Origin of the sequence: Orbus sasakiae (assembly GCF_039542345.1) — a bacterium.
In the GTDB taxonomy this organism is placed as follows: Bacteria; Pseudomonadota; Gammaproteobacteria; order Enterobacterales; family Orbaceae; genus Orbus; species Orbus sasakiae.
The window spans coordinates 1,515,701-1,533,101 of record NZ_BAABHY010000001.1; the positions used below are offsets into that span (position 1 = coordinate 1,515,701).

Here is a 17,401-nt window from a genome sequence, read left to right on the forward strand (position 1 = left end):
CCATTCCTTTATTTAGCGACAGCCGAAATTTTTTGTGCTGCATCAGCTAAACTTTCCGCACTAATAATATTCAGTTTACTTTTGGCAAGAATGTCTCTTGCAATGCTGGCATTATTTCCTTCTAATCTCACCACAACTGGTACCGTTAACTCAATTTCTTTGATGGCTTCAATGATGCCTTCAGCAATTAAATCACAACGAACAATACCACCAAAAATATTGACCAATATTGCTTTAACATTTTTATCAGATAAGATTAATTTAAATGCTTCGGTTACTCGTTCTTTAGTCGTGCCGCCCCCAACATCAAGAAAGTTAGCTGGCTCACCACCGTATAATTTGATGATATCCATGGTTGCCATTGCCAAACCCGCACCATTTACCATGCACCCGATGTTCCCATTTAAAGAGACGTAGCTGATTCCTTGCTTAGTTGCAATAGATTCTCGTTCATCTTCCTGAGTGATATCACGTAATACACTGAGATCAGGATGACGATATAATGCATTATCATCGAGTACAATTTTGGCGTCTAAACACAACAATTCTTCTGATTGAGTAATAACCAATGGATTGATCTCAGCAAGTGACACATCATTTTCAATAAATAATTTCGTTAGATTAATAAAAATTTTAGTAAATTGATTAATCAGTTTTCCACTTAACCCAAGTTTAAAAGCGAGTTCACGGCCTTGATAAGCACTCGGTCCTATTAACGGATCAATTTCGACTTTAAAAATTAATTCTGGCGTATTGGCCGCCACAGATTCAATTTCCATACCACCTTCGGTTGATGCCATAATCACAATGCGTTTTTGACTACGATCAACAATCGCACCAAGGTAAATTTCGCTTTGGATATCAGAAGCTTGTTCAATCAAAATTTTATTAACTGGTTGCCCATACTGATCTGTTTGATAAGTGACCAAACGTTGCCCTAACCAATGCTCACCAAATTTTTTGATTTCTTGAAATTTATCTGTGCAGATAACCCCGCCGGCTTTTCCTCTGCCGCCGGCATGAACTTGGCACTTAGCAACCCACTTACCTAATAAATTTTGTGATGTGAGTTCGGCTAATGTTTCTGAAATTTCATCAACAGAATGACACACATACCCAACTGGAACAGGTAATCCATATTTTTTAAATAATAGCTTTGATTGATACTCATGCAGATTCATAGATATTTTCCAAAGAAATTGATAATAAACTTATACTAAATGGATAAATTCGATAATGACTAAGTGTAATCCAATATTAACCAATTGTGTAGCACTGTAGTGTTTTCATAAATAAAATCTATGAAAAATGAAGCATTATTGCTGTTTTCTTATTCTGTGATACTATAATTCTAAGTTTACATCTCAATTGTCTTCTTCATTTATTATGCAAGTATCATTGATACCAATGCGAGGATGGGGATTGGTAGTATTGATAGCAATAGTCTGGCTGGTTAGTACTGTTCATCCTTTATATTGATCCTTTCGCATTAATTAGTATGACATATGGAGACGATATTTGAGCGTTTATAAGCAATACAGTAATTAAGACTATAGGGTAAAAATATGGCCAAAGTAGGAATTTTTTTCGGCAGTGACACCGGCAATACTGAAAAAGTAGCAGAACAAATCCAACAACTATTAGGTAATGATACGGCAGAGATTTATGATATTGCCAAAAGTACTAAAGAAGAAATTGAAAAATACGAATATCTTCTTTTCGGTATCCCAACTTGGTACTATGGTGAATCGCAATGTGATTGGGATGATTTCTTCCCTAATCTGGAACAAGTCGATTTTTCGGGAAAAACGGTGGCAATTTTTGGTTGCGGTGATCAAGAAGACTACGCTGAATATTTTTGTGATGCAATGGGTACCTTGCGTGACATTATCGAACCTCAAGGTGCTAAAATCGTTGGTCACTGGTCGACAGAAGGATATTATTTTGAATCCTCAAAGAGCTTGGTTGATGATAAACACTTTGTCGGACTAGCTATTGATGAAGACCGTCAAGCGGATTTAACTCAAGAACGTATTCAAAATTGGGTCGAACAAGTAAAAAAAGAGATGGCTCTTTAATCCACGTATTAGACTTAACTCGCTAATAATTCTAATCTATTTATATAAGATTTACTTAATCTTAATAAGTAGATTGGAATACCCTTTCAAAATGATTGCTTTATTTTTTTTAAAAATTTCCTATAATACATGTAAGAATTTAATATAGTATTGGGATTTTATATGACCGCTCAAGAAAATAATGCCGCGTTAAAAAATGCAGGATTAAAAATCACCCTCCCCCGTTTAAAAATTTTGGAATTATTGCGTGATCCTCAATACCAACACGTTACAGCTGAAGATCTTTACAAAAAGCTATTAGATTTAGGTGAAGAAATCGGCCTTGCAACAGTCTATCGCGTTTTAAACCAGTTTGACGATGCGGGTATTGTCACTAGACATAACTTCGAAGGCGGTAAAGCTGTTTTTGAATTAGCGACACAATACCATCATGATCATCTTATCTGTTTAGACTGTGGTGATGTATTTGAATTTCGAGATGAAGTCATCAATAAACGACAAAAAGAAATTGCTGAACAATATGGTATTAAATTAACATACCACAGCTTATACTTATATGGTCACTGTGCTGACGGCGACTGCAAACAAGATCCCGCTCTTCATCACAAAAAGTAACCTACTTATGTTAATGATGAAAGCCTGATGAAAATCAGGTTTTTATCATTAAATTCTCATATTGATTTTCTTAGGTTTTTCCAAACATGAAACAACTACTTAATTTTATACCGTTAATCTTCTTTTTTGTTTTTTTAATGATGTATGATATTTTTGCTGGTGTTAAAGCATTAATGATATCTGCAACTGTTGCATTTGTTATTAGTTGGTTAATTTATAAAAAAATTGAAAAAGTAGAACTCTTTTCTTATTTAATGATTATGGTGTTTGGTGGATTAACACTTTATCTACATAACGAAGATTTTATCAAATGGAAAGTTACATTAATTAATTTCCTATTTGCGATAGTATTACTTATTAGCCAAGTCTTCTTTAAAAAGAATCTTATTCAAAAGCTATTGGGTAAAGAAATTCAGTTAGAAGCATCTGTTTGGAATAAACTAAACATACTGTGGGCATTCTTCTTTATTTTTTGTGGCATTATTAGTTTGTATGTCACGTACAATATGTCTACTGAGTTTTTTGGTGTATTTAAAACTTTTATTTTACCAGGGGCATCTTTACTACTTGCTTTGGTATCCGGTATATATATCTACCAAAAAAGCGATAAAAATAATAATCACAGTTAATGGAGTATTAATATGAATAAAGAAACGGAATCGCCAAAAGGTCAATTAGTTTTAAGAACCCTTGCTATGCCAAGTGATACTAATCCGCATGGTCACATTTTTGGTGGATGGATTATGTCACAAATGGATGTAGGCGGTGGTATTCTTGCTCAAGAAATTGCACGCGGTAGAATTGTGACGGTCAATGCAAGCAGTATCACGTTTCACAAACCAGCGATGGTTGGTGATGTAGTATGTTGTTATGCCCGTTGTTTAAAAACAGGGACGTCTTCAATTACAATTGCCATTGAAATTTGGGTAAAGAAAATTTCAGACAGCGGTAATTCATTGGGACAGCGTTACTGTATTACCGATGCTATTTATACTTATGTTTCTGTAGACAAACATAACAAACCGCGTCCATTGGCTGAACAGTTTCAAAATTTTAATTGCGAAACTGATGACATCAGCAAATTAGCACTAAGTCATACCTAATGAATGTATCATTGGCCGCTTTTTACGCTTGGATGAGTTCTCTTATCTTTTTTAGCTATTGGTTTTTAGTTGTTGCAACCACATTAAGAATCGTGACTAAAAGAAGGCCAACTACCTTCGTTGTGGCATGGATGTTGGTGATTTATATCCTGCCTGTCGTCGGTATTATTCTTTACTTTTTACTCGGTGAGACCCATTTAGGACAACGCCGAGTAAAAAGAGCACAAGAAATGCGTCCCATTATCAACACGTTTATTCAAAAGTTACATGATTTTCCCTCGATCTTCACTAAACAGGTCAGTAGTGTTGCCAAACCATTGTTTCAGTTATGCAAACACCAAACGGGTTTAGATGGTATTAGTGGTAATCATATCGTATTAATGAGCACCCCCGATGAAATCTTCGATAATTTAATTGCTGATATCAATCAAGCATCCTCAAATATTGAGATGGTCTTTTACATTTGGTATAAAGGTGGCCGTGCTAATGAAGTGGAAGATGCCTTAATTGACGCAGTTAAACGAGGTGTAGTGTGTCGACTGATGCTTGATTCAGCTGGTAGCCGTCAATTTCTAAAAACAGATGAAAGTCACCGTATGAGAGAAGCGGGTATTGAAATAGTTGAATCGTTAAAAGTTAATTTATTGCGATTCATGTTTCGACGTTTAGATCTACGCCAACACCGCAAAGTTGCAATTATTGATAATCATATAGCTTATACAGGTAGCATGAACATCGTTGATCCCCGATTTTTTAAACAAAATAAAAATGTGGGGGAATGGGTCGATGTGATGATCCGTATGAATGGCCCAATTACCACACTGATGGGTGCCATTTATGCCAGTGATTGGGAGCTAGAAACCGGTAAAAAATTATCTTTACCAAAAGTGACAGATTTTGTTGAGCCTCCTGAAGAAAAACAGCATATCATGCAATTAATTCCATCAGGACCTGGCTATACAGAAAACATGATTCATCAAGCACTACTGACTGCTATCTACTCTGCACAGGACGAAATCATCTTTACCACGCCCTATTTAGTGCCAAGCGATGATTTACTTCATGCAATATGTACTGCTGCACAACGAGGTGTAAAGGTGAGTATTATCATTCCACAGAATAATGATTCACTGATGGTTAACTGGGCTAGCCGCGCCTTTTTCAGTGATTTATTAGAAAGTGGCGTAAAACTATACCAATTTCAACATAACCTACTGCATACCAAAAGTGTACTAATCGATAATCAATTAAGTTTAGTGGGTACGGTTAATTTAGATATGCGTAGCTTATGGCTGAATTTTGAACTTACTGCAGTCATTGATGACACTGAATTTGCCAATAACTTAAATAAATTATTACAAAGCTATCTTCAACAGTCAAAAGAGATTCCATTACTTGAGTGGAGAAAAAGACCCTTTTGGCAACATATTATTGAACGACTTTTCTATTTCTTTGCACCCTTGCTCTAATCAATTGTATGACTTGATACTACGCTTAGTAACCATTAACTGTCATATCCGGTATAAAAGCATTTTCATTTAAACAATGCACTGTCGAATCTACAATTCCATTAGGGTATAATTCAATAATTCGCCAACCCGGTGAATCATTTGCTAAACTGAATTCGTGACATGACGGTTTAAATTGTACACACGTTGAAGGCGTTGAAAAGACTTTACATTGTTGCCACGTGCTTTCAAAGTTCTGATGAATGTGTCCCCAAGCAATCGATTTAATATTTTGATATTGTGCAACTAAATTGCCAAATTCAACTCTATTTTTTAAACAGTGTTGATCTAGCCAACAGCAGTTTGATAAAACAGGATGGTGATGTAAAAATAGCATCACATGTCGAGAAGGATATTGATTTAACGTCTCCGTTAAAAAGGCTAACTCATTATCACCAAGTAACCCGTATGCTTTCCCCGGTACTTGGCTATTAAGCATGACAATAAGCCATTTTTCACCACACAAGATCACTTTTCGTTCTGGCATATTTTGCTTTTCGAAGACTGACTTCATAGTATCATAAACATCATGATTCCCTGGCAACCAAACACAGGGTATGGCAAATTGCTTGATTTCATGAGTAAACCGATAGTAAGCGGCTTCACTACCATCTTGTACAAAGTCACCCGTTGCAACAATTAAATCAAAGTCACACGGTTGTTGTTTTATTTCATTAATAACTGAGCAAAAACTTGCATTGGTATTGATACCTAAAAGTACATCGTTATCCTTTGCAAAAAGATGAGTATCAGTAATATGCAATATTTTTACTTTGTTATTATTGTTGCTAATTGGAAGGGATGAATTCGCTTTCAAAGCTAACCCCAAAAGTTATTTAAATCACTAAGTTAAGTTTATAATAAAAATGTTAGCAATTCTGTCGAATGGCGCACAATTTTATTATAAACCTATATGTTATATGAAAAAATGTGAATTTAATCACATTTTATATCACTGATTTTGGGGAATTTAATTGACTCATTACTGCCATTCAGTTTGTAATTTAGAATAATTAAGTTGTAGCCATTGAAGTGCAATGATAGAAGCCGCATTATTTATTACCCCATCTTCTACCCATTGATAGGCTTGCTCTCGACTCACAACATGAACTTTAATATCTTCATTTTCTTCATCTAAACCATGAATACCTTTAGCCAAAGATGAATCAACTTCTCCTACCAAAATGTGCAATTTTTCAGTTAAGCCACCTGGACTAGCTAAATAATTAATAATGGGTTTACAGCGGCCTACTTCAATACCCGCTTCTTCTTTTGCTTCCCGTCTAGCGACATCTTCAATCGATTCACCTTGATGATCAATCATACCTGCAATCAGTTCTAGCATCCACGGTGTATTCTCAGTTTCAATTGCCGCAATTCTGATCTGTTCAATTAATACAACATTGTCACGATGTTTATCATAGGCTAATAATACAACGGCATGACCTCTTTCCAAAATTTCACGCGTCACTATATCACTCACCGTACCATCAAATTTACGGTATTGAAAACGGTACTCTAATAATGAAAAATAACCTTTATATAAAACTCGCTTTGTTAGATTAAGTACATCATTTTTATTCAAAAAAACTGGATTATTGATAATTTTTTTCATACAAACTCTCGCAATAAAGAAAATTTTTAATAAAAAGTGCGAATGCTAAACAACCAACTCTTATGTATATACTAATTATCTGGTAGAATTGCGCAATCATTTAGTAAAAATAATTATGTTTAATTCTTAGGGAAAGCCCATGAAAAAAGTATTACCTCTTCTTATTAGCTTAATGGTAGCACCTTCAGCGTTTGCTGAAAACTTAATCCAAGTTTATGAACAAGCAAGACAAACAAACCCTGAACTAAAGAGTGCTTTAGCTGATAAAGATAAGGCGTACTCAGCAATTACAGGTCAGCGAGCAAGTTTACTTCCTCAGTTGGGTCTTAGCGCATCATACGGTATAAGCTACGGCTATCGTGAAGCAAAAGATCAAAATAGCAAAAGTGGTGATTTAAGTTTAAAACTTTCTCAAAGCTTATTTGATTTTTCTAAGTGGAAAAATTTAGATATTTCAAAACAACAAGCAAGTATTGTTGATATCGCTTACCAAGCACAAGAACAAACCTTAATTTTAAATACAGCAACTAATTATTTTAATGTGTTAAAAGCAATTGATGCATTAAGTTACATTGATGCACAAAAGAAATCAATTTATCGACAGCTCGAACAAACCAGACAGCAACATAAAGTTGGTTTAGTTGCCATCACCGATGTACAAAATGCTCAAGCCAACTATGATTTAACTATTGCACAACAAGTAACTGCACTTAATAGCTTAAACAATGCATTAGAAGATTTAAGGCAAGTAAGTGGCCGTTTTTATGCAAACTTATCAACGATTAATATCAATGCATTTAATACTGAGAAACCAAGCAATATAAGCCAATTATTGCAACAATCAGAAAATTCTAATTTAGATTTATTAACTGCACGTTTAAGCCGCGATGTTGCTAAAGAACAAATTCGCCTAGCACAATCAGGGCACTTACCGACATTAACACTAAATGCATCAACTGGGTTAAGTAAAAGTGAACCTTATGGTGAGCGAGTCAACACTGTACCAAGTTATAGTTATGGACATTCTAACACAATTAAAGGGACAAACTCGATAGGTATAACCTTTGAAATGCCAATATTTGCTGGTGGTGCAACCATGTCACAGGTTGAACAAGCGCAATATAACTACGTAAGTTTTAGTGAGAAACTCGAAAGTGCTAATCGCTCTGTCATTAATAAAGTCCGCTCATCATACAATAATATTTCTGCTGCAATCAGTTCAATCAAAGCTTATGAACAAAGTGTGATTTCTGCACAAAGCTCTTTAAATGCCACAGAATCTGGCTATGAAGTCGGAACTCGTACAATTGTTGATGTATTAAGTGCAACCACACAACTTTACAATTCTAAAAAGCAATTGTCTGATGCTAAATATGATTATTTAATTAGTTTACTCACGCTTAAAAATGCGATTGGTACACTAACTGCTGATGATTTGATTCAATTAAATAACATGTTAGGTAAAGAAACAAGCACATTAGTCAGTATTGATTAATCATTTACTGGAACAAAAAAACCTGCTTTTAAGCAGGTTTTTTTATAAACATAATACAAAATATTTAATTTATCGTAGCTGATTTGATAGTATCCCTGCCAGTCCAAACTCGATATTTAACTTGCACATCTTGTGGAGTATAAACCACGATCGGTAAACGGCTATTATAACGGATTAAACCTAAATCATTATTGATGGTTACAAACTCCATTTTCGCTTTGTAGTCAGGAGGGCAAGCCATTAACGTTGAAATACCAGCACCGACTTTATCAACCACATAATATTGATATCCCCAACCTTTTAAATCTTCTTGTTTGATTATGCCAGATAAACGTTGAACATTGCAATCAACTAACATCTGTTTGCCAATCATCAATTCAACTTTAGCATCTTGCTCATTTTTTAATTCAGGCAAGTAAATCACAGAACGCACATATCCATCTTTAGCATCAGGATAAGGTGCAACTTCATTCAGACTTTTAAATGAAGGTGTGCTTGATGTTCCACATGCCGCAAGTAATGTTCCAGCAGCACCGATAACCAATAATGCTAGTTTTTTCATACTAAACTCCTTATAAACATCCCTTATTGAGAAGGCCAAAAATTAATTGCTAATCTTTTAATATGTATAGGCTAAACAAATGATTTCAAGGCTAAAATTCAATAAAAATAATAGCAGCAAATCGCTTTATCAGCTATCATATTATCGTTCTTAATTATCTATATTATCCACTTATGCCTACTGAAAAGAGTAACGATTTACTAAAATTAATTCTTAATTTACTAATTATTGGCCTATTTATTATCATCATGTACCGAGTTGTTGAACCCTTCTTATTTGGTTTCTTTTGGGCTGTGATGGTTGTTATTACTACTTGGCCATTAATGATCTGGTTCCAACATAAACTCTTTGATAAACGAATACTCGCCGTATTTGTCATGACAGTGATCCTTTCACTATTCTTTATTATCCCATTTATGATGATTATTACCAGCATTGCTAAAAATGGTGGTTTTTTAATAGAGATAGCAAAAAATATATCACAGCAAAAGCTCCCGTCATTACAATGGTTAGAAAGCATTCCGTTGATCGGTAATGAACTCTATTTGAAATGGGAAGACTTAATTAATAATGATGGTAGTGAGCTGGTTAAAGAAGTACAACCCTACCTTGGCACTGTCATTTCTTGGACAATTGAGCAACTAACCAATATCAGTGTTTTCATCTTCCACTGTGGTGTCATGATTGTGTTTAGTGCTCTGCTGTTTTTAAAAGGTGAAGATGTTAAAAAGCATGTTTACCACTTTGCCCATCGTTTATCTAAACTTCATGGGGAAAATACAATGACATTAGCCGGCAAATCGATTCGAGCTGTGGCGTTAGGTGTTGTCGTAACAGCCGTAACTTTAGCCCTTATTGGTGGGTTAAGTTTAGTCTTTACGAATATGCCATTTCCGGGTCTACTGACACTATTGTTATTTGTTTGCTGTGTTGCGCAAATTGGTCCTGTCTTAATTATGGGGGGATGTGCAGCTTGGCAATTTTGGGATGGTAACCTTTTATCCGGAATCATTTTAGTTATTGTAACGTTAATTTTAACCACAATTGATAGTTTGATGAGGACTTACTTAATCCGCAAAGGCGTAGATTTGCCATTTTTACTTATCTTCTTTGGGGTTATTGGTGGGATACTAGGCTTTGGTGCAATGGGTTTATTTATTGGGCCTGTCATCTTAGCGCTATCTTATAACTTCATTCAAGCCTGGGTTGAAGAACAAGATTAAATATATAAATGGCCATTCATTGATGGCCGTTTACATCAACTTTTTTGTATTCTTATCGTCTAGCGTACTAACTGACTGTTTTCTGTTTTAGATAAATATGTCCCATTACGTAATGCCTCGATGCGTTTATCAAGCGGTGGATGAGACATAAACAGTTCAGAGAATTTAGCTTTTTTAACACCATTAATACAAAATGCCATTATTGAAGCGTCTTCTTTTGGTTCATAACTCACTTTTAATCGTTCTAATGCTGCAATCATCTTATGTGCACCAACAATTCTTGCTGAGCCGGCATCAGCATAAAACTCGCGGCGTCGTGAGAACCACATAGTAATAATACTCGCTAAAATACCAAAGACAAACTCAAAAACCATCACGATTAAAAAATATATCATTGTCGACATACCACGATTTCGTTCTGACATAGCTTGTGCAACAACCGAGGCCAATACACGAGAGATAAAAATCACAAAGGTATTTAATATCCCTTGTAATAAGGTCATGGTTACCATATCGCCATTAGCAATATGGCTAATTTCGTGAGCAATCACGGCTTCGGCTTCATCTTTACTCATCGTTTCAAGTAACGCAGTACTGACTGCAACCAAAGAGTGATCTCGACGAGCACCTGTCGCAAACGCATTCATATCAGGTGCTTGATAGATTGCAACATCTGGCATTTTAATTTTTGCTTGCTCTGATTGTCGGCGTACTACATCAAATAACCATTGTTCTTGAGCATTTTTTGGTTGTTTAATTACCTGTGCACCAACGGCTCGTAGTGCCATTGTTTTGGAAAGTAACAGGGAAATGATCGAACCACCAAAACCAAAAATTGCGGCAAAAATTAATAATCCCGTCATACTACTGGCATCAATGCCAAGTAGGCTTAAAATAATACCAAAAACAAACATAACGGCTAAGTTGGTAAGAATAAAAAGTCCGATTCGCATCATAAATCATGTCCTGTTAATTACTAATAAACCTATTCAATAATATATAGATAAATAAAGATATTTAAAGTGTTTTTTTATGTAAAAAAAGTGAAATATATAATCCTATTATTAATGAGAATATGTTTAGAATAAACAATAAAATGAAAGGGATAGGTAAGCATTTTATGCAATAACATGAAGGTATAAAATTAATCACAAAGCATAAAGATAAAAAGATTTAGAATGAAAAGATTAAAACTGGAGGAGACCCTATCAGCCACATCCCACACACATATAACTTACTTTGGCTGCTTCCTTCCGGACCTGACCTAGTGAGCAAGCAAATGTTGCAAGAGGACCCATAGAGCCTCCATTGAAGAGCTGACATTATCCTTTAATCATCAGTAAAACACAATAAAAATAATGGCAATCGCTCAAATTGTATAATTTATCTTATTTAAGTGTTCATTTACCAAACAAAAAAGCAACCTATAGATACTAGATAACTCAACGTTGGTACATGAATTCCATTCTATTTTATCCCATGCGCTATATTTATTAGTTCACTCACGCTATACTAAACCGTTCGTAAATTGTAATGGGATCTAAACGATGAATATTTTGGTTACAGGCGGCCTTGGTTATATCGGTAGTCATACTTGTGTTAAATTAATTGAATCTGGTTATACACCCATTATTATTGATAATTTATATAATAGTAAAAAAAGTGTCTTAAAACGTATCGAAAAAATAACAGGACATCTACCTCAGTTTTATTATGGCGATATTCGCGATAAAGCCTATGTCGACTCGATTTTCAAGAAACATTCTATTTCTGCTGTTATTCATTTTGCAGGTCTAAAAGCGGTTGGGGAATCAGTGACAAAACCATTAGAATACTACGAAGTTAACATATATGGTTCAATTTGTTTGGCACAAGTAATGCGAGATAATAAAGTTAATAATATTATTTTTAGTTCATCAGCAACCGTCTATGGTGAAGATAATACCCCACCATTTATTGAATCAATGCCAACGGGTAAAACGACTAATCCTTATGGCACGAGCAAATTGATGGTAGAACAAATTTATACTGATTTTTATCAAGCAAACCCACAACTGAGTATATGTTTGTTACGTTACTTTAATCCGGTTGGTGCTCATCCATCAGGATTGATGGGCGAGGATCCACAGGGCATCCCAAATAATTTAATGCCATATATAACTCAAGTTGCAATTGGCAAACGTGAATGTTTATCTATTTATGGTAATGATTACCCTACTCGAGATGGTACTGGTGTTCGTGACTATCTTCATATCGAAGATTTGGCACAAGGGCATGTTGATGCATTAAAGAAAATGAATGACTCAGGAGTTCATATTTATAATTTGGGTACAGGAATAGGTAACAGTGTTTTAGAGGTCATCGATTCATTTTCTCGAGCATGTGGAGCACCGATTAATTATAAAATAGTCGCAAGAAGGGCTGGAGATATAGCAGAATGTTTTGCTGATGTAAAAAAAGCAAAGCTAGAGCTAAATTGGCATGCAAAACATACATTAGACCAAATGACCTCAGACAGTTGGCATTGGCAGGTCAAAAATCCCAATGGATATCCTGATGAGTAACATCACATATCGTTCAGATATCAAGCCACACATAGAAGATGCTGTAACGTTATATTCCAACTGTTCATTAGGAACAAGGCGCCCAATTACGGATAAAATTCGGTTTCAAGCAATGTTAGATAATGCAAATCTGATTATTACAGCTTGGGATTCTCAGCAATCTTTGGTAGGGATGGCTCGCTGCATCACTGATTTTGTTTTTTCAACTTACTTATCGGATTTGGCGGTAGATGAACACTATCAAAGACAAGGTATTGGTAAACAGTTGATAAAAGAGGTACAAAACCATACTCAACCCGGGTGTAGAGTGATATTATTAGCCGCTCCTCAAGCTATCGACTATTACTCACACATAGGTTTTCAAGCCCATCCTTCAGCCTGGACACGATTAGAACCATTAATATGAACATTATTCTTGCATCTACGTCAGTATCACGTAAAAAAATACTCGAAAAATTTTTAATTCCATTCGAATGTGTTGCACCTAATTGTGACGAAACACCATTAATGAATGAAAGTGCTCCTGAACTGGTACTGCGTCTGTCACAAATAAAGGCCCAGTCTGTTGCACAGCAATACCCTCATCATCTCGTAATTGGGTCAGATCAAGTCGGTGTGCTTGATGGTCAAATTATTGGTAAGCCCCATACCATTGAGAAAGCAATTGAGCAATTACATAATAGCAGTGGTAAAACCGTAGATTTTTATACTGGACTTTGTGTTATACACCGTCATAGTCAACAAATAACCACAATTTGTGAGCCATTTAAAGTTAAGTTTAGAACGTTATCATGTGCTGAAATTGAATCGTATGTCGTTAAAGAGTTACCACTACAATGTGCTGGTAGCTTTAAATGTGATGAATTGGGTATTACATTATTTGATAAACTTGAAGGAGATGATATTAATACGCTAGTTGGATTACCATTAATTAAGCTCAATAAAATTATGATCAATATGGGATTTAATCCACTCTTACTGTCTTAAATAGAGTCCCCAAGCCAGTTTACTGCTTGGGGACTAAATCAATTATTGTTTTACAACATTTAAACACACTTTACCATCATGAATCGCTTCAATATTGGATAAGGTTGTTTCTGAAATATTCAATAGTGCTTCTTGCGTCAAAAATGCCTGATGGCCAGTAAAGATGACATTATGGCATGCTGATAATCGACGAAATACATCATCTTGAATAACATCATTTGATTTGTCTTCAAAAAATAAATCGCGTTCATTTTCATAAACATCCATACCTAACGCCCCAATTTTTGATTGTTTCAAAGCTTCAATAGCAGCAACAGCATCAAGTAAAGCGCCACGACTGGTATTGATAATCATGACACCATCTTTCATTTTATTAAATGATTGTTCATTTAATAAATGATAATTTTCAGGTGTCATTGGGCAATGTAAAGTAATAACGTCTGAATTTGCATATAACTCATCTAAGCTCACATATCTCGCGCCTAACTCAACAGCAACATCTGATGGATAAGGATCATGAGCTAAAATATTCATACCAAATCCTTTTAAGATACGAATCACCGCTAAACCAATTTTACCCGTCCCTATTACACCAGCAGTACGGCTATGCATATTGAAACCGGTTAAACCTTCTAATGAGAAGTTAGCGTCACGAGTACGCTGATAGGCTTTATGCGTACGGCGATTGAGCGTCATCATCAACGCAATCGCATGCTCGGCAACAGCTTCTGGAGAATAAGCGGGTACCCTCACCACCGTTATGCCCAGTTTTTCAGCTTCTTTTAAATCTACATTATCAAAACCTGCACAGCGTAACGCAAGAATTTTGACGCCTAAAGTTGATAGCTCTTTGAGTGCTTTTTTATCCGCTTCATCATTAACAAAAATACAAACAGCGTCAAACCCCTTAGCCGTAATTGCGGTTTTACAACTTAGTTTATGCTCGTAATATTCAATCTCAAAACCAAAACGTTTATTCACCATTTCAAGGTGTTCTCGATCATAGTGTTTACTACTAAAAACGGCAACTTTCATTTTACTTTTCATATAACCTCATTCTTGCTACGGGATGGTTAATTTACTGGCTTAATTAATAGCACAATCCACAGCAAAGATAAATCGATATCAGCAATTATTCCTGACCATGTATATAATGAAAATATTACTGAAAACATCACGGCTGTTTACAATGTTCTATCTTTCCCTTCGTGTTTCCTATGTTATACTAAAATGAATTTCCATTCGCGAATCAAATAAAGATATTGTTATCAGTTTAATGAATAGTGTACAAGACAATAAACAGCCTATTTTAAGTACAATTTTTAACACTAAAATGTTAATTTGTGTCTTTACGGGTTTTGCTTCAGGATTACCTTTTTATTTACTTATACAACTAATGCCTGCATGGTTAGAAAGTGAAGGCATTAACATTAAAACAATCGGAGCCTTTACCCTGACCCAGTTGCCCTATATTTGGAAATTTTTATGGGCTCCATTTATGGATAATATGTCATTATTCCATTTAGGGCGACGCAGAGGTTGGATGCTACTTTCACAGGTAGCTATTTTCATCATTATCGTATGCCTTGGATTTTTTTCACCTCAACTTGACATTCTCTTAATTGCGTCGCTTAGTTTTGCAATTGCATTTTTCTCCGCGACACAAGATGTGGCTTTAGATGCATTTCGGCGTGAATTACTGTCAGATAAAGAGCTTGGATTAGGTAATAGCATTCATATTAATGCATATCGTATTGCAGGGCTAGTACCGGGTTCCTTATCACTCATATTATCGAATTATTTTTCATGGGACATTGTCTTTATCGTGACGGGTTGTTTCATGTTTCCAGCTATTTTAATGACTTTATTAGTCAAAGAAGTGAGTACGCAGGTACCAACTAAACATAAGATTGAAGATATCATCACTAAACCCTTTATTGAATTTATCCAACGTAACGGAATTAAATCAGCGCTGTTAATCCTTGCTTTTATATTTCTATATAAATTAGGTGACAGTATGGCCACATCATTAGCAACGCCTTTTTATTTGCAAATGGGGTATAGCCGAATTGATATCGGACTTATCGCTAAAAATGCCTCATTATGGCCAAGTGTAATCGGTGCCCTTGTTGGCGGGATATTGATGATAAAAATAGGTATCAATCGGGCATTATGGTTATTTGGTATCGTGCAAGTTGTCTCTATTTTAGGATTTGTTTGGCTGTCTATCGAAGGACCTTTTGACGTTATTAGTCGCCACCAAGTCATTATCCTTGCGCTAGTCATTAGTTTTGAAGCGCTTGGCGTAGGATTAGGTTCAGCTGCATTTGTTGCATTTATTGCTAAAACGACGAATCCACTTTATACCGCAACACAATTTGCTTTATTTACCAGTTTTGCATCAATTCCACGCACATTAATCAATGCTTCGACTGGATTTATGGTTGAGTATTTTGGTTGGACAAACTTTTTCTGGTTATGCACCATACTTGCTATTCCTGGTATGCTTCTACTTTTTAAAGTCGCGCCATGGCAAGTAAAAAAATAAATTAAATGGAGATTACATGGATAAACTGACTCAAGCCTTTCATTTTCGTCACGCTTGTAAAGTATTTGACGAGACAAAAAAAATCTCATCACAAGATATTGAGTATATTTTAGAAGCAGGCCGCACTTCGCCGTCGTCTTTTGGAATGGAACCTTGGCATTTTGTGGTAATTAGTGATGAAGCATTAAAACAACAATTAAAACCTATCTGCTACGGTCAAGCGCAAATCAGCAGTAGTTCACATTTAATCATTGTTCTTTACCGTAAAGCGTCACAGTTTACGATGCAAAGTGAGTATTTAAGACAAACAGTACAGCGTAGTTTACCACCACAAGGGGTATCGTTCGATTTAGATGCCGCATGTCAGTATTTTATCAATTATTTTACAAACGGTTTACCACAAGGGGTAAGCATGGATAATTGGGCTGAAATGCAATGTTATATTCCGTGTGCAAATATGATGACAGCTGCGGCATATCATCAAATTGATTCCTGTGCAATTGGTGGTTTCCAGCATGATAAGTTAATGGCTGAACTTGAAAAAGTAAAACCACAATTCAATAATAATAATTTTGGTGTGGCATTATGCTTAGCATTTGGCTATCGAAAAAATGAACAAACGCCACAATATAGATGGTCACAAAACGATACAACAACATTTTTATAAAAAAAGGCCCGCAAAAAAGCGGGCAATATGAGGAAACAAAACGTCTAGCGATTATCGCATTGATCGGTATAGCTTCTCTGCGTCATGTGATGCTGAATCAATAATAAAAGACACACCTGATAAAATGTTGGCAGTCTTAACATCTTCAGTACTTTCTTGAGCAGAGTTAATAATTTCCTGTGCCCAGTTTATTTTACGAAGCACATCTTCAATTTGTTCTATAGTCATTTCATATGTCATTGCTTTTCTCTCCTACTGATTTTAATAACAACACCTTTACCGATTAACGGTTTAATATCATTATGGATGTAAAAAATTATTTTTCAACACAAAAAATAAAATTAACGCCTTTTTTACATTTAAAATACGTTTTTAAAACCTTTAAAACCTCTTTTTTTAAAAAATAACAATTCAAAAAAATATTTAACAACTGAAA

The 17,401-nt window shown here is 35.2% G+C and carries 19 protein-coding genes and 1 other RNA gene; 12 read left to right on the top strand and 8 right to left on the bottom strand.

Translation table 11 applies throughout. The annotated features are described in order from the left end of the window. Positions 1-8 precede the first annotated feature (8 nt). Positions 9-1,181, bottom strand: a complete 1,173-nt coding sequence (gene sucC, locus ABEA36_RS06610) for an ADP-forming succinate--CoA ligase subunit beta (RefSeq protein WP_345490065.1) — start codon at positions 1,179-1,181, stop codon at positions 9-11. Between the two features lie 384 nt (positions 1,182-1,565). Between sucC and fldA the strand changes: the two genes are divergently transcribed. The 5 genes from fldA to cls all read left to right on the top strand — a co-directional run bounded on the left by fldA (position 1,566) and on the right by cls (position 5,265). After that, positions 1,566-2,078 carry a flavodoxin FldA gene (gene fldA, locus ABEA36_RS06615; protein WP_345490069.1) on the top strand — a complete coding sequence of 171 codons (513 nt, stop codon included), beginning with the start codon at positions 1,566-1,568 and terminating at the stop codon, positions 2,076-2,078. A gap of 162 nt (positions 2,079-2,240) precedes the next feature. Then, positions 2,241-2,693 carry a ferric iron uptake transcriptional regulator gene (gene fur, locus ABEA36_RS06620; RefSeq protein ID WP_345490071.1) on the top strand — a complete coding sequence of 151 codons (453 nt, stop codon included), beginning with the start codon at positions 2,241-2,243 and terminating at the stop codon, positions 2,691-2,693. Positions 2,694-2,779: 86 nt separating this feature from the next. After that, complete coding sequence (locus ABEA36_RS06625) at positions 2,780-3,322, top strand: septation protein A (RefSeq protein WP_345490073.1); 543 nt, start codon at positions 2,780-2,782, stop codon at positions 3,320-3,322. A gap of 12 nt (positions 3,323-3,334) precedes the next feature. Beyond that, entirely contained in the window at positions 3,335-3,796 is a 462-nt protein-coding gene (yciA, locus tag ABEA36_RS06630; RefSeq protein ID WP_345490075.1) for an acyl-CoA thioester hydrolase YciA, read from the top strand. 11 nt (positions 3,797-3,807) lie between these two features. After that, positions 3,808-5,265: a cardiolipin synthase gene (gene cls, locus ABEA36_RS06635; protein WP_345490901.1), complete on the top strand. Its 1,458-nt coding sequence runs from the start codon at positions 3,808-3,810 to the stop codon at positions 5,263-5,265. Between the two features lie 25 nt (positions 5,266-5,290). On the opposite strand, the gene cpdA is transcribed toward cls, so the two are convergent. Beyond that, entirely contained in the window at positions 5,291-6,121 is an 831-nt protein-coding gene (gene cpdA, locus ABEA36_RS06640) for a 3',5'-cyclic-AMP phosphodiesterase (RefSeq protein WP_345490077.1), read from the bottom strand. 165 nt (positions 6,122-6,286) lie between these two features. After that, entirely contained in the window at positions 6,287-6,919 is a 633-nt protein-coding gene (gene nudF / locus ABEA36_RS06645) for an ADP-ribose diphosphatase (RefSeq protein ID WP_345490079.1), read from the bottom strand. 139 nt (positions 6,920-7,058) lie between these two features. On the opposite strand from nudF, the gene tolC reads away from it, so the two are divergent. After that, complete coding sequence (gene tolC, locus ABEA36_RS06650) at positions 7,059-8,414, top strand: outer membrane channel protein TolC (RefSeq protein WP_345490082.1); 1,356 nt, start codon at positions 7,059-7,061, stop codon at positions 8,412-8,414. Positions 8,415-8,478: 64 nt separating this feature from the next. Here tolC and eco read toward each other — a convergent pair whose 3' ends face one another. Further along, on the bottom strand, positions 8,479-8,976 hold the full coding sequence (gene eco, locus ABEA36_RS06655) for a serine protease inhibitor ecotin (protein ID WP_345490084.1): 498 nt from the start codon (positions 8,974-8,976) through the stop codon (positions 8,479-8,481). Positions 8,977-9,149: 173 nt separating this feature from the next. Here eco and ydiK point away from each other — a divergent pair, with 173 nt between their 5' ends. Further along, the gene (ydiK, locus tag ABEA36_RS06660) at positions 9,150-10,199 is read left to right on the top strand and encodes an AI-2E family transporter YdiK (RefSeq protein WP_345490086.1); all 1,050 of its coding nucleotides are present in this window, start codon (positions 9,150-9,152) and stop codon (positions 10,197-10,199) included. A 59-nt stretch (positions 10,200-10,258) separates the two neighbouring features. Here the strand turns inward: ydiK and htpX are convergent, their stop codons facing one another. Both htpX and ffs read right to left on the bottom strand, forming a co-directional pair. After that, positions 10,259-11,155: a protease HtpX gene (gene htpX / locus ABEA36_RS06665; RefSeq protein ID WP_345490088.1), complete on the bottom strand. Its 897-nt coding sequence runs from the start codon at positions 11,153-11,155 to the stop codon at positions 10,259-10,261. 247 nt (positions 11,156-11,402) lie between these two features. Beyond that, positions 11,403-11,498, bottom strand: an RNA gene (gene ffs / locus ABEA36_RS06670) — signal recognition particle sRNA small type. Positions 11,499-11,746: 248 nt separating this feature from the next. On the opposite strand from ffs, the gene galE reads away from it, so the two are divergent. From galE to ABEA36_RS06685, 3 genes are read left to right on the top strand one after another with little or no spacing between them, the layout of a single operon-like run. After that, positions 11,747-12,763 (top strand): UDP-glucose 4-epimerase GalE, encoded by a 1,017-nt coding sequence (gene galE, locus ABEA36_RS06675; RefSeq protein ID WP_345490090.1) that lies wholly within the window; start codon positions 11,747-11,749, stop codon positions 12,761-12,763. After that, positions 12,756-13,169: a GNAT family N-acetyltransferase gene (locus tag ABEA36_RS06680; protein ID WP_345490092.1), complete on the top strand. Its 414-nt coding sequence runs from the start codon at positions 12,756-12,758 to the stop codon at positions 13,167-13,169. Before galE ends, ABEA36_RS06680 begins: the two co-directional genes overlap by 8 nt. Continuing rightward, positions 13,166-13,750, top strand: coding sequence for a Maf family protein (locus tag ABEA36_RS06685; protein WP_345490094.1), 585 nt, complete (start codon positions 13,166-13,168; stop codon positions 13,748-13,750). The genes ABEA36_RS06680 and ABEA36_RS06685 overlap by 4 nt, the downstream gene beginning before the upstream one ends. Before the next feature lie 42 nt (positions 13,751-13,792). On the opposite strand, the gene ABEA36_RS06690 is transcribed toward ABEA36_RS06685, so the two are convergent. Then, positions 13,793-14,785: a 2-hydroxyacid dehydrogenase gene (locus ABEA36_RS06690; protein WP_345490903.1), complete on the bottom strand. Its 993-nt coding sequence runs from the start codon at positions 14,783-14,785 to the stop codon at positions 13,793-13,795. A gap of 241 nt (positions 14,786-15,026) precedes the next feature. Between ABEA36_RS06690 and ABEA36_RS06695 the strand changes: the two genes are divergently transcribed. Both ABEA36_RS06695 and ABEA36_RS06700 read left to right on the top strand, forming a co-directional pair. After that, complete coding sequence (locus tag ABEA36_RS06695) at positions 15,027-16,298, top strand: AmpG family muropeptide MFS transporter (RefSeq protein ID WP_345490096.1); 1,272 nt, start codon at positions 15,027-15,029, stop codon at positions 16,296-16,298. A gap of 16 nt (positions 16,299-16,314) precedes the next feature. Beyond that, the gene (locus ABEA36_RS06700) at positions 16,315-16,965 is read left to right on the top strand and encodes an NAD(P)H-dependent oxidoreductase (protein WP_345490098.1); all 651 of its coding nucleotides are present in this window, start codon (positions 16,315-16,317) and stop codon (positions 16,963-16,965) included. Between the two features lie 51 nt (positions 16,966-17,016). Here ABEA36_RS06700 and ABEA36_RS06705 read toward each other — a convergent pair whose 3' ends face one another. Next, positions 17,017-17,205 (bottom strand): hypothetical protein, encoded by a 189-nt coding sequence (locus ABEA36_RS06705; RefSeq protein ID WP_345490100.1) that lies wholly within the window; start codon positions 17,203-17,205, stop codon positions 17,017-17,019. Positions 17,206-17,401: the final 196 nt, after the last annotated feature.